This window comes from Microbacterium sp. Root61, from assembly GCF_001427525.1.
Taxonomy (GTDB): domain Bacteria; phylum Actinomycetota; class Actinomycetes; order Actinomycetales; family Microbacteriaceae; genus Microbacterium.
Genome location: NZ_LMGU01000002.1, coordinates 484,132 through 496,776, shown reverse-complemented (window position 1 = coordinate 496,776; position 12,645 = coordinate 484,132). Strand labels below are relative to the sequence as shown.

The window sequence follows — 12,645 nt, the reverse complement described above, 5'->3', positions numbered from 1 at the left end:
CGGCGCCGGCGGGAAGGATGAACCCGTGCTGACCACTCTCGCCGTCGCCGGCTACCGCTCGATCGTCGACCTCGTCCTGCCCCTGGGCACGCTGACCGTGGTGACGGGCCCGAACGGCTCGGGCAAGTCGAACCTCTACCGGGCCCTCCGACTGCTGTCCGCCGCCGGCACAGGTCGGGTCGTCGCGGCCATCGCTGAGGAGGGCGGCTACCCCTCGGCCTTGTGGGCGGGCCCTGAGACACCGACAGGCCCGGGCGCGGAAGGCACTCGGCGCAAGAAGCCCGTGGCGATCCTGCTCGGCGTCGCCACGGACGAGCTGGGGTATCTCCTCGATCTCGGCCAGCCGCAGGTCGCGCAGGGCAGTCTCTTCGCACGCGACCCGGAGATCAAACGGGAGTGGGTGTTCGCCGGTCAGATCGCGAAGCCCTCGACCATGCTGATCGAGCGCACGCGCGCGGCGACGCGGGTGAAGGATGCCGCGTGGCGGACCCTGATGCAGCCGCTCACGTCGTACGAGAGCATCCTCACCGACCTCGCGGACGGCGATACTGCACCCGAACTCCTGAACCTGCGACGGATGCTGTCGTCCTGGCGGTTCTACGACCAATTCCGCACGGACCGGGATGCCCCCACGCGACTCCCCCGGATCGGGACGCGCACGACGACTCTCGACCACGCCGGGGAGCACCTCGCCGCCGTCTGGGCGACAATCCAGGAGTCGGGCTTCGGGGCGCCGCTCGACCGTGAGGTGTCGCGCGCCTTCCCCGGTTCCCATGTGGAGGTGGTGGCCGCCGACGGGCAGTTCCGGCTGACGATGCGTCAGCCCGGGCTGCTCCGTCCACTCGAGACCACCGAGCTGTCCGACGGTACGCTGCGGTACCTGCTGCTGTGCGCCGCGTTGCTGCCCGCACGTCCCGCTCCGCTGATCGTGCTCAACGAGCCGGAGTCGAGCCTGCACCCCGATCTGCTCTCGCCGCTGGCCGAGCTGATCGCCGACGCGGCGCAGCGCACGCAGGTCATCGTCGTCACTCATGCCGCCGCGCTCGCGGATGCCCTCGATCGCGCCGGGGCACGCCTCGTCCGGCTGGAGTCGAACGGATTCGGCACCCGTATCGAGGGCCAGGGCATGTTCGATCGGCCGTCCTGGAACTGGGGCACCCGCTAGCTCGGAACGACGAACGGGCACGGTCTGATGACCATGCCCGTTCGATCGATCGATTCAGTCGCGGATGTGGGCCCCGAAGCGCTCGGCCGCTACAGCCACGCCGGCGAGCTTCGCCTCGGACGCCTCGGCCGCCGTCAGGGTGCGGTCGGGGGCGCGGAAGCGCAGCGCGAACGTGAGGCTCTTGGTGCCGTCGGGCAGGCCGGTACCGCGGTAGTCGTCCACGAGGCGCAGCGACTCCAGCAGCTCCCCCGCACCATCCCGCAGGGCCGAGCCCACGGTCGCCGCCGGAAGGTCGGCGGCCACGACCAGCGACACGTCCTGCGTCGCGGCCGGGTAGCTGGAGAGGGATGCGGCGACCACGCGCTCACCCGCGAGCCGCAGGATGAGGTCGAGGTCGAGCTCGGCCACGACGACGCGGCCCTGCAGGTCGGCGGCGTCGGCCACGGCGGGCAGCAGCTCGCCGACATAGCCGACCTCGCGACCCTCGACCGTGAGCACCCCGGCGCGGCCAGGGTGCAGCGCGGCGCGCTGCGTCTGGGCGACCTCGACCGCGACACCTGCGGCCGACGCGATCGTCCGCACGGCGTCGAGCGCATCGCCCAACTCCACCGGAACCGCGGGATGACCGGGCTGCTTCGCGCTGACGTTGCCGGCCAGCAGCACGGCGACATGACGGTGCTGCGGCGGGATCGAGTCATCCAGCGCGGCCAGCGTCGCGGCATCCGGTCGCACCGCGAGAGGCGGGACGAAGTCGGTGCCGTAGGTGACACCCGGCTCGGGGAGGAACACGGAGCCGGTCTGGAAGAGGGCGAGATCGGTGAAGCCGCGCGACAGGTTGCGGTGCGCGACATCGATCAGCCCGGGCACGAGCGTGCGACGCAGGAACGGCGACTGCCCATCGAGCGGGTTGGCGAGCTTGACGCTCGGCACGTGCTCTCCCGAGACCGTCGCGTGCAGGTCGTTGGCCGCCTCGGTCGTGAACGGGAACGTCGGGGTCTCGATGTACCCGGCCGCGGCGAGCGCGTTGGAGACACGGCGTCGGCCCTGCTGCGCGAGGGTCAGCCCGCGACCCGACGGCGGCGTGGGCAGGATCGACGGGATGCGGTCGTAGCCCTCGATGCGGGCGACCTCCTCGGCGAGCGTCCACTTGTCGGTGAGGTCGGGACGCCACGACGGCGGATGCACCGACCAGTGCTCGCCGGTGTCGTACACCTCGCAGCCGATCAGCTCGAGCGCCGCGACGATCTCTTCGGTCGTGTAGTCGACGCCGATCAGCCCCTCGACGAAGCCGCGAGGCAGGTCGATCCCGGCGATCTCGACGGTGGCGAACAGCGCGCCGCCCACCTCGGTGTCCAGCGTGCCGCCCGCGTACTCCACCATCAGGTCGGCGACGCGGCGTGCGGCGACGAACGGGATGAGCGGGTCGACGCCGCGCTCGAACCGGCGGGATGCCTCGGAGGGCAGCTTGTGCCGGCGGGCCGTGCGTGCGATCGACACGGTGTCGAAGATCGCCGCTTCGATGAGCACATTGCGGGTCGCGTCGGTCATCTCGGTGGTGCCGCCGCCCATGACGCCGGCGAGCCCGATCGGGCCCGATTCGTCGGTGATCAGCAGGTCTTCCGCGTCGAGGACGCGCACCTTGCCGTCGAGCGTCTCGAGCTTCTCGCCCGGCGTCGCGCGACGCACGGTGATGCCGCCCTGCAGCTTGTCGAGGTCGTAGCCGTGGATCGGCTGGCCAAGCTCGAGCATCACGTAGTTGGTGATGTCGATCAGGATGCCGAGCGAGCGGATGCCGGCGAGCGTGAGCCGCGCCACCATCCAGGCCGGGGTGGGCTTGGTCGGGTCGACGTCGCGCACGATGCGGACGGCGAACTCGGATGCCCCGACCCGGCCGCGGATCGGATTCGCGTCATCGACGGTCACGGCGAAGCCGCCGGCGGGGTGCTGGAGGTCGCCCCACTCGCGGTCGCCCGGGTCGCGGAAGGCCGCACCGGTCGCGTGCGAGTACTCGCGGGCGACACCGCGCATCGACAGCGCGTAGCCGCGGTCGGGAGTCACGTTGATCTCGACGGCGACGTCGTCCAGGCCCAGCAGGGCGATGGCGTCCGTGCCGACGGGGGCGTCGATGCCGAGTTCCACCAGACGCAGGATGCCGTTGTGCTCGTCGCCGAGGCCGAGCTCCTTGGCGGAGGCGATCATGCCGTCCGACACGTGGCCATAGGTCTTGCGGGCAGCGATCGGGAACGGTCCGGGCAGAACGGCGCCGGGCAAGGTCACCACGACCTTGTCGCCGGCGAAGAAGTTGCGGGCGCCGCAGACGACGCCGTGCACCGCGGGTCCGCCGTCGGCGGCGGTCTCGCCATCCGGGGCGACCTGCACCTGGCACCAGCGGATCGTCTTGCCGTTGGACTGGGGCTCCTCGACGAACTCGAGCACCTCACCCACGACGATCGGACCCTGCAGCTCGAAGCGGTGGATGTCCTCCTCCTCGAACCCGACGCGGACGAGTGCTTCCAGCACATCCTCCGGGGTCACCGAAGCCGGCACATCGACGTACTCGCGCAACCACGAGAGCGGAACGCGCATCAGACCACCATCCCGAACTGCTCGCTGAAGCGGATATCGCCCTCGGCCATATCGCGCATGTCCTGCACATCACTGCGGAACATGAGTGTCCGCTCGATCCCCATCCCGAACGCGAAGCCCGAGTACTCCTCGGGGTCGATGCCGGCCGCGCGCAGCACGTTGGGGTTGACCATTCCGCAGCCGCCCCACTCGATCCAGCGCGCGCCACCCTTGAAGGTCGGGTGCCACAGGTCGAGCTCGGCGGACGGCTCGGTGAAGGGGAAGAAGTTCGCGCGGAAGCGCGTCTTTGCCTCGGGGCCGAACAGCACCTTGGCGGCGTGGTCGAGGGTGCCCTTGAGGTGCGCCATGGTGATGCCCTTGTCGATGACGAGCCCCTCGAACTGCGTGAAGACCGGGAGGTGCGTCGCGTCGAACTCGTCGGTGCGGTAGACCCGCCCCGGGCACAGCACGTAGACCGGCAGGTCGCGCTCGAGCATCGAGCGCACCTGGACGGGGCTCGTGTGCGTGCGCATCACGAGGTGGCGGTCGACCGGGTCGACGAAGAACGTGTCCTGCATCTGGCGCGCCGGGTGGTCGACGTCGAAGTTCAGGGCGTCGAAGTTGAACCACTCGTGCTCGAGCTCGGGACCTTCGGCGATCTCCCACCCCATGCCGACGAAGATGTCCGCGACCTGCTCCTGCAGGAGCGAGATCGGATGCCGCGCCCCGACACGCGCGCGGGAAGCGAGGGCGGTGATGTCCACCCGCTCCGCCTCGAGTCGTGCGGCGGTCTCGGCCTCGGCGAGCTCGGCTTCGCGGGCGGCGAGGGCCTGGGTGACGCGCGCACGCGCCTGACCGACCAGCTTGCCGAACTCTGCCTTGTTCTCGGGGGCGACGGAGCGCAGCTGCGCGTTCAGCTGAGCCAGCGGCGATCCCTCGGCGGTGTGTGCGGAACGTGCGGCCTTGACGGCGGCGGTATCCGCGGCCGCGGCGATGGCGGCGAGCGCCGCCTGGACCGCGGCATCCACCGTCTCGGGCGTGATTTCAGGAGTGTCAGACACGAGAGTCGAGTCTACCGACGACGCGTGGCCGTCCCGGTGCGTCTACTGACTCTCGGACTGCTTCGCTGCCGCAGTCGCCTGGGCGAGCAGCACCGCCTGGGTGGGGTCGAGCAGAGGCTGCGGCCCCTTGGCTTTGCGGCCACGCGTTCCGCCACTCGCCGTCCGGCGGGAGAGCCAGCGGGCGAACCACGACAGGCTGAGGTTGATGGCGAGGTAGATGGCCAGCGTCACCACGAACAGCGAGAACAGGTAGCGGTTGCCGTAGAAGCTGCCCAGGTTGTTGATGTTCGTGCGGATGATCTCGTTGTAGCCGACGATGTAGCCGAGCGAGGTGTCCTTCAGCAGCACCACCAGCTGGGCGACGATGATCGGCAGCATCTGGCGGAAAGCCTGCGGGAACTCGACGAGCATCTTCGACTGGAACTCGCGCATGCCGACGCTCAGCGCGGCCTCGCGCTGCCCCCTCGGGAGGGCGACGAGCCCCGCGCGCAGGATCTCGCCGATCAGTGTGCCGTTGTAGAGGATCAAGGCGATCACGACGGCCCAGAACGCACCGGTCGAGGCGATCAGCAGGATGAACAGCATCATGAGCAGCACGGGCATGCCGCGCAGGAACTCGATGAGCCAGGCCGTCGGGATTCGCACCCACGCGATGGTGGAGCTGCGCATCAGCGACAGTCCGATGCCCAGCACGATGGCGCCGACACCCGCGACGGCCGCAGCCTGAAGGGTGGCGATGACGCCCTGTCCGATGAACGCCCATACTTGCGGATCGAGGAAGATGTCCCAGCGCGAGGCATCGAACATGCCCGGCAGAGAGATGCCGCCGGACGTCCGAGGGGCCGCGAGCAGCGTGTAGACCCAGAATGCGCCGGCGAGGATCAGCAGCAGCGCGACGATCGATGCGATCAGCGAGATGCGGCGCGCTCGGGGACCCGGCGCGTCGAAGAGGACACTCGTGCCGGTCATCGCCGCACCACCCATCGCTTCTCGAGCTGACCGGCGAAGAAGCCGAGCGGCACGGTGATGACCAGGTACAGGGCTGCCGCGGTGAACAGGATCTCCAGGACGATGTTGCCGTTGTCGTTCGCGAGCTGGCGCGTGGTCGCGAACAGTTCGACGACGAAGAAGCCTCCGGCCACCGACGTGTTCTTGGTCAGCGCGATGAAGACGTTGATGAGCGGCGGAACCGTCATGCGGAATGCCTGTGGCAGCACGACCAGCGTCACCGTCTGCCCGAAGCCGAGTCCGACACTGCGCGCGGCCTCGGCTTGGCCGATCGGCACTCCGTTGATGCCAGACCGCAGTGCTTCCGCGATGAACGGAGACGTGTAGTAGGTCAGCGCGACGAACGCGAGGATCAGATACGGCGCCCGGACGCCGAGCATCGGCAGCACGAACGCGGTGAAGATGAAGACCAGGGTCAGCGGCGTGTTTCGGGCGATCTCCACCCAGAACGCCGCGAAACCCCGCAGCGAGGCGATCGGCGAGATCCGCATCGCCGCGATGAGCGTGCCCAGGATGAGGGCCGCCACCCCCGATACCGCCAGCAGGAGCAGGGTGACACGGAAGCCCTCCCAGAACTCCGGCATCAACGACAGCAGCTGTTCCATCAGGCCTCCCCTCGTGTCTCAGTAGTTGTTGTGGTGAGGATGGATGCCCCGGACCGGCGTCGCGCGCCGGCCCGAGGCATCCGATCCATCAGTAGCGGTCGACCGCCGGCGGGTCGATGAACGGCAGCACCGTGCCGGCCGTCGCGTCCCACGCGTCCTCGTAGCGGCCGTCGGCGTACGCCTTCTCCAGCACGTCGTTGATCCACATGCGGAAGTCGGTGTCATCGAGCGCGAGACCGATGCCGTACGGCTCCTCGGTGAACGGCTCGCCCACGACCTTGAACTCTCCCTCGTTCTGCGCGGCCAGGCCGGCGAGGATGACGTTGTCGGTCGAGACGGCGACGACGGATCCGTTGCGCAGCGGCTCGAGGCAGTTCGAGTACGTGTCCGTCAGCAGGACCTCGGCACCCAGCGCTTCCAGGTTGGCCGCGGGCGTAGACCCGGTCACCGAGCAGACGGGCTGCCCCACCAGGTCGTCTTCGGACTTGATGTCGTCGTTGTCGGCGAGCACCAGAATCGACTGACCGGCCATGTAGTACGGGCCCGCGAAGGAGACGACCTCCTTGCGCTTGTCGTTGATCGTGTAGGTCGCGATGACGATGTCGACCTCGCCGTTCTCGATGAACGGCTCGCGGTTGGCGGAGACCGCCTCGGTCCAGGTGATGCCGTCTTCGGGGATGCCCAGCTCGGACGCGATGATCTTGCCGATTTCGACGTCGAAGCCCTCTGGACCGTTCGGACCCTTGAGGCCGAACAGCGGCTGGTCGAACTTCGTGCCGATCGTGATCTTGCCCGCATCGGCGAGCTTCTCCATCGTGCTGCCCGCGGCGAAAGTGGGAGCCGGCTCCGGCGTGGTGGTCTCTCCGCCGCCGCCGGCGTCGCCGCCTGTGGCGCATCCCGAGAGCAGGAGCGCTCCGGCTGCGGCCACCGCGAGCAGACTGAGTCGTGTCTTCTTCATGTCGTACCTGTCCTTTGCTGTGGAGGGGCTGGTTGTGCCTGCCCCTGCGTGGTCCTGACCGCGGTACGGCGGCCGAGGCATGGTGTCAGTGGTCGAGGATCTTCGACAGGAAGTCTTTGGCCCTCTCGCTCTGAGGATTGGTGAAGAACTGGTCGGGGGTGGCCTCTTCGACGATTGCGCCGTCGGCCATGAACAGCACCCGGTCGGCGGCCTTGCGCGCGAAGCCCATCTCGTGGGTGACGACGATCATCGTCATGCCGTCGGCCGCGAGACCGATCATGACGTCGAGGACCTCGTTGATCATCTCGGGGTCGAGCGCGCTGGTCGGCTCGTCCATGAGGATCAGCTTCGGGTCCATCGCGAGCGAGCGAGCGATCGCGACGCGCTGCTGCTGGCCGCCGGAGAGCTGTGCAGGCATCTTCTTGGCCTGGTTGGCGACGCCGACGCGATCCAGCAGCGCCATCGCCTTCTCCTCGGCCGCCTTGCGCGAGAGCTTGCGCACCTTGATCGGGCCGAGGGTGACGTTCTCGAGCACCGTCTTGTGCGCGAAAAGGTTGAACGACTGGAAGACCATGCCCACATCGGCGCGGAGGGTGGCCAGCGCCTTCCCCTCCTCCGGGAGCGGTACGCCGTCGATGGCGATCTTGCCCGAGTCGATGGTCTCGAGCCGGTTGATCGCGCGACACAGCGTGGACTTCCCGGAACCGGACGGACCGATCACGACGACGACCTCGCCGCGGCTCACGACGGTGTTGATGTCCTTGAGGACGTGCAAGTCGCCGAAGTGCTTGTCGACGTGTTCGATGACGACGAGCGGCTCACCGCGTCGGACGCTGATGTTCGAGGTCTTCGGCGCGGTCGATGGTGTCTCCGGTGTCGCCATGTCCCCACCCTAGGGGGACGGGCCGCGTCACGGGGAGCCCCTTGCGGCGAGCTTTACCGGACTGTAACAGGACCGGAATCGAGCAGGCGTGGGCTTACGCGCGCTGAGCGAAGGCGGTCTCGTAGAGGCAGACGCTCGCCGCGGTGGCGAGGTTCAGCGACTCCGCGCTGCCGTAGATGGGCAGGCGGAGCGACCTGTCGGCGAGGGCGAGGGATGCCTCGTCGAGGCCCCGCGCCTCGTTGCCGAACAACCACGCGGTGGGCTCCGACAGCAGTGAGCGCGAGGCGAGGAAGTCATCGCCTCCGACGTCGGCAGCGATCACGCGCATGCCTGCGCTGCGCGCCAGTTCGATGACGGTCGGCAGCTCGACGCCGACGGCGACCGGGAGGTGGAAGAGCGATCCGGTGGTGGCACGCACGACCTTGGGGTTGTACGGATCGACGGTGCGGCCGGTCAGGACGACGGCGTCCGCGCCCGCGGCATCCGCGGCTCGGATGATCGTGCCGAGGTTGCCCGGATCGCGCACCTCTTCGCAGATCGCGACGAGGCGGGGCGAGGCGGCGAACACGTCGCGCACGGAGGTCGGCGACTGCCGGGCGACGGCGACGATGCCCTGTGGCGTGACGGTGTCGGCCATCGCGGCGAGGACGGCCTCGGTCGTGAACACGACCTCGATGTCGGCATCCCGTGCCGCGTCGCGGACGTCGGTGTGACGCTCCAGCGCGGACGGCGTGGCGTACAGCTCGACGAGAGTGTGCGGGCGATGCGCGAGCACCTCCCGAGCGGCCTGCGGGCCTTCGAGGAGGAACAGACCGGTCTCTTCACGGGCGCTGCGCTTGGTCAGTTTCGCAACGGCACGCACGCGCGGCGACCGCGGGTTCTCGAGCACGGATCCAGTCTACGGGCGCGCCGCACGGAATCCGGTATCCCGGGTGGGCCGGGTACGCGAAAGGGCGCCCACCCTGAGGTGGACGCCCTTTCTGCAGAAACGGATTACGCGGTCTTGGCTGCGTTCACGTCGCTGGGCAGTGCTGCCTTGGCGGTCGCGACGAGCGACGCGAAGGTCGCCGGCTCGTGAACCGCGAGCTCGGCGAGCATGCGACGGTCGACCTGGACACCCGCGAGGCCGAGGCCCTGGATGAAGCGGTTGTACGTGAGGCCGTTCTGGCGGCTCGCAGCGTTGATGCGCTGGATCCACAGACGACGGAAGTCGCCTTTGCGCTTGCGACGGTCACGGTACGCGTAGACGAGGGAGTGGGTGACCTGCTCCTTGGCCTTCCGGTACAGACGCGAACGCTGTCCGCGGTACCCGGAGGCGCGCTCGAGGATGACGCGACGCTTTTTGTGGGCGTTTACGGCCCGCTTGACTCTAGCCATGTCTTCTTATTCCTAACTTGCGTCGGTCCGCGTCAGCGGCCGAGGAGCTTCTTGGCCTGCTTGACATCACCGGGGGCCAGGACCTTCTCCTGGTTGAGGCGACGCGTGCGACGGCTGGACTTGCCCTCGAGGTTGTGGCGCATTCCGGCCTGCTGCTTCATGAGCTTGCCGCTCCCGGTGACCTTGAAGCGCTTCTTGGCACCCGAGTGGGTCTTCTGCTTCGGCATCTGCCTGTTCCTTCGTTGATGTGCCCCGGGGGGCTTGGTTGTTCATCCCGCGTAGCGGGAGTCTGTGGGGCCTTACTCGGCTTCGGTCGAGTCCGGCGTGTCCGTGTCGTCGTCGGATGCCTCGCCGGCACCGCCCGGACGCGACCCGCGGGCCGCTTCGCGGTTGGCAGCGCGCTGGGCGTTCTGCTCCGTCTTGACCTCGGACTTGTTCTTGTGCGGGGCGACCACCATGACCATGTTGCGACCGTCGATCATCGGATTCGACTCGACGGTGCCGAACTCGGCGACGTCCTCGGCGAACTTGCGCAGGAGTCGCACACCCTGCTCGGGGCGCGACTGCTCGCGACCACGGAACAGGATCATCGCCTTGACCTTGTCGCCCGACTGCAGGAAGCCCTCGGCACGCTTGAGCTTGGTCATGTAGTCGTGCGGCTCGATCTTCAGACGGAACCGGACCTCTTTGAGGACGGTGTTCGCCTGGTTGCGTCGCGCTTCCTTGGCCTTCTGCGCAGCTTCGTACTTGAACTTCCCGTAGTCCATGATCTTGACCACAGGAGGCTTCGAGTTGGGGGCGACCTCGACCAGGTCGAGTTCAGCCTCCTGAGCCAGGCGCAGCGCCACCTCGATGCGGACGACGCCGACCTGCTCACCCGCGGGTCCCACGAGGCGGACCTCGGGAACGCGGATGCGGTCATTGGTGCGGGGATCGCTGATGCGGAACTCCTCTTCGTGCGGGTGGTGACCACCACGACACGGAATGCGTCGCGGGCGGAAGAGGAGTCATTCCACCCGGCTCAGCGCGAGCGCCGGCTCTGCACCCAGACCCATCATGGGCAACCCCGTCCGAAGCGGACGGGGCGGAGTGCGTGACCCGGTAGCCTGGAACGGCAAGCGCGGGTGGGATGTAATCCTCTTTCGATCCGGGGCACAACACCCCGAAGACCGCATCAGTTTAGCAGAGAGAACCACGTGAACACGATTCGGGACACCGACGGCCAGCTTCCGGAGGAAGGGACGGCTGTGGATGACGCACGCCAGGCCCGCTGGGAGGAGCAGGAGCGCGCGGCATCCTCGGCCACGCGCGACATCGCCGATGTGCCCGCCGTCGAGGTCATCACGACCGCCGCGGTGCACCTGATGAGCGCCTCCGCCGTCAAGGTCGGCCTCGCCGACGACCCGGCGACCCAGATGGATCTGGACGAGGCGCGCAAGCTCATCAACGCCCTCGCCGGACTCATCACGGCCGGAGCGCCGGAGATCAGCGACATGCACGCCCGCTCGCTGCGCGACGGCCTCCGCTCGCTGCAGCTCGCCTTCCGCGAAGCATCGGTCATCCCCGACCCGATCGGCAAGGGCCCGGGCGAGAAGTGGACGGGTCCGGTCAACTAGCCCGGATACCCACCGCCGCGGCACCGCGGGCGACGGCGTCGACGGTGCGCCGCACCGCCTCGGCGTCGGTCCCGCGGTTGCTGACGGCGAAGCGGATGATCGTGCGCCCGCGCCAGGCGGACGACGATGCCCACACGGTGCCCTCGGCGCGCAGCCACTCCCCCAGCGCGGCCGTGGTCGCGTCATCCGGTCCCGCCAGGCACACCTGGGTGAAGACGACATCGTTGAGCACCGTCATCCCCGGGATACCGCGGAAGCCGTCCGCCAGCCCCGCGGCCGCCTCGACCAGTCCGTCGACCAGACCTGCGACACCGGTGGCCCCGAGCGATCGGAGCGCCGCCCACACGGTCACGCCCCGCGCGCGGCGCGACAGCTCCGGAGTGCGGTCGTAGGGCTCGGAGATACTCCCGACCGCCGGCAGATAGGCGGCGTGCGCCCCGAGCGCGGCCGTCATGGCCGCCTCGTCCCGGACGATCGCCACGCCGCAGTCGTACGGCACGTTGAGGGTCTTGTGCGCGTCTGTCGCCCAGGAGTCGGCCGCAGACATCCCCGCGACGAGATGATGCAGTCGCGGACTCGCCGCCGCCCACAGCCCGAATGCTCCGTCGACGTGCACCCACGCGTCGGCGGCGCGGGCGACCTCGATCGCGCCGACGAAGTCGTCGAACGCCCCGGAATGCACGTCGCCCGCCTGCAGCGCCACGATCGCCGGCCCGTCGTGCGCGGCAAGGGCACGGGCGAGCCCGGCCACGTCGATGCGCCCCTGCTCGTCGGCGCCGACCGTCATCGGCGCGCCGAGCCCGCTCATCCGTCCGGCCAGCACGACCGAGGTGTGCACGGCATCACCGGCGAGGAACAGAATCGGCGGGCCGCCCTGGATCCCGCGCTCCGGGTCGTGGCCGCGAGCCCGCAGCACCGCGTCGCGGGCGGCGAGCAGGCACGCGAGATTGGCGCTGGTCGCCCCCGTCACGAAGCCGACACCGCTCTCGCGGGGCAGGTCGAGCGCGTGCAGCAGCCAGGCGGCCGCCACCTCCTCGACCGCGGAGGTTCCCGGTGTCGGCTGCCGGGACCCGGTGTTTTGGTCCCACGACGACACCAGCCAGTCGGCGGCCAGCGCCGCCGGATAGGCCCCGCCGATCACGAAGCCGTAGAAGCGCGGCGAGCCCATCGCCATGAGCCCGGGACCGATCGCCTCGGCGAGCTCGTCGATGACGGCGGCGGGGTCGGCGCCCTCATCGCGCCAGCGCCGATCGAGGCGTGCGAGGACACCGTCCACATCGACCTCGGGGCGGATCGGGCGCTCGCCCACCGAGTCGAGCCACGCGCGGGCGTGCCGGTGCGCGGCATCCAGAGCCGCGCCGTATTCGCCGTCGTCAGCCATCGAGGCACCCCTGCGGCGATCCTTCC

General features: G+C 69.2%; 13 protein-coding genes. 2 read left to right on the top strand and 11 right to left on the bottom strand.

Going from position 1 to position 12,645, the window contains the following annotated elements:
• Nucleotides 1-25 precede the first annotated feature (25 nt).
• Entirely contained in the window at nucleotides 26-1,165 is a 1,140-nt protein-coding gene (locus tag ASD65_RS18580; RefSeq protein WP_056226290.1) for an AAA family ATPase, read from the top strand.
• 54 nt (nucleotides 1,166-1,219) lie between these two features.
• Here the strand turns inward: ASD65_RS18580 and pheT are convergent, their stop codons facing one another.
• The 10 genes from pheT to infC all read right to left on the bottom strand — a co-directional run bounded on the left by pheT (nucleotide 1,220) and on the right by infC (nucleotide 10,563).
• On the bottom strand, nucleotides 1,220-3,751 hold the full coding sequence (pheT, locus tag ASD65_RS18575) for a phenylalanine--tRNA ligase subunit beta (protein ID WP_056226288.1): 2,532 nt from the start codon (nucleotides 3,749-3,751) through the stop codon (nucleotides 1,220-1,222).
• A complete protein-coding gene (gene pheS, locus ASD65_RS18570) occupies nucleotides 3,751-4,791 on the bottom strand; it encodes a phenylalanine--tRNA ligase subunit alpha (protein WP_056226284.1) in 1,041 nt (346 codons plus the stop codon). The genes pheT and pheS overlap by 1 nt, the downstream gene beginning before the upstream one ends.
• 42 nt (nucleotides 4,792-4,833) lie before the next feature.
• Nucleotides 4,834-5,760 (bottom strand): amino acid ABC transporter permease, encoded by a 927-nt coding sequence (locus ASD65_RS18565; RefSeq protein WP_056226516.1) that lies wholly within the window; start codon nucleotides 5,758-5,760, stop codon nucleotides 4,834-4,836.
• Nucleotides 5,757-6,404, bottom strand: coding sequence for an amino acid ABC transporter permease (locus ASD65_RS18560; protein WP_056226280.1), 648 nt, complete (start codon nucleotides 6,402-6,404; stop codon nucleotides 5,757-5,759). The genes ASD65_RS18565 and ASD65_RS18560 overlap by 4 nt, the downstream gene beginning before the upstream one ends.
• An 88-nt stretch (nucleotides 6,405-6,492) precedes the next feature.
• Nucleotides 6,493-7,362, bottom strand: coding sequence for a glutamate ABC transporter substrate-binding protein (locus ASD65_RS18555; RefSeq protein WP_056226278.1), 870 nt, complete (start codon nucleotides 7,360-7,362; stop codon nucleotides 6,493-6,495).
• A gap of 85 nt (nucleotides 7,363-7,447) precedes the next feature.
• Entirely contained in the window at nucleotides 7,448-8,245 is a 798-nt protein-coding gene (locus tag ASD65_RS18550; RefSeq protein ID WP_056226275.1) for an amino acid ABC transporter ATP-binding protein, read from the bottom strand.
• A 94-nt stretch (nucleotides 8,246-8,339) separates the two neighbouring features.
• Entirely contained in the window at nucleotides 8,340-9,134 is a 795-nt protein-coding gene (locus ASD65_RS18545) for a TrmH family RNA methyltransferase (protein WP_056226272.1), read from the bottom strand.
• A 104-nt stretch (nucleotides 9,135-9,238) separates the two neighbouring features.
• Nucleotides 9,239-9,622 carry a 50S ribosomal protein L20 gene (rplT, locus tag ASD65_RS18540; protein WP_056226269.1) on the bottom strand — a complete coding sequence of 128 codons (384 nt, stop codon included), beginning with the start codon at nucleotides 9,620-9,622 and terminating at the stop codon, nucleotides 9,239-9,241.
• Nucleotides 9,623-9,654: 32 nt separating this feature from the next.
• Nucleotides 9,655-9,849, bottom strand: a complete 195-nt coding sequence (gene rpmI, locus ASD65_RS18535) for a 50S ribosomal protein L35 (protein ID WP_056226266.1) — start codon at nucleotides 9,847-9,849, stop codon at nucleotides 9,655-9,657.
• 72 nt (nucleotides 9,850-9,921) lie between these two features.
• Nucleotides 9,922-10,563, bottom strand: coding sequence for a translation initiation factor IF-3 (gene infC, locus ASD65_RS18530; protein WP_156378982.1), 642 nt, complete (start codon nucleotides 10,561-10,563; stop codon nucleotides 9,922-9,924).
• 306 nt (nucleotides 10,564-10,869) lie between these two features.
• Between infC and ASD65_RS18525 the strand changes: the two genes are divergently transcribed.
• Nucleotides 10,870-11,238, top strand: coding sequence for a DUF1844 domain-containing protein (locus ASD65_RS18525; protein WP_056226264.1), 369 nt, complete (start codon nucleotides 10,870-10,872; stop codon nucleotides 11,236-11,238).
• On the opposite strand, the gene ASD65_RS18520 is transcribed toward ASD65_RS18525, so the two are convergent.
• Nucleotides 11,231-12,619, bottom strand: coding sequence for a pyridoxal phosphate-dependent decarboxylase family protein (locus ASD65_RS18520; protein ID WP_056226261.1), 1,389 nt, complete (start codon nucleotides 12,617-12,619; stop codon nucleotides 11,231-11,233). The two genes, ASD65_RS18525 and ASD65_RS18520, sit on opposite strands and share 8 nt — an antisense overlap.
• Nucleotides 12,620-12,645: the final 26 nt, after the last annotated feature.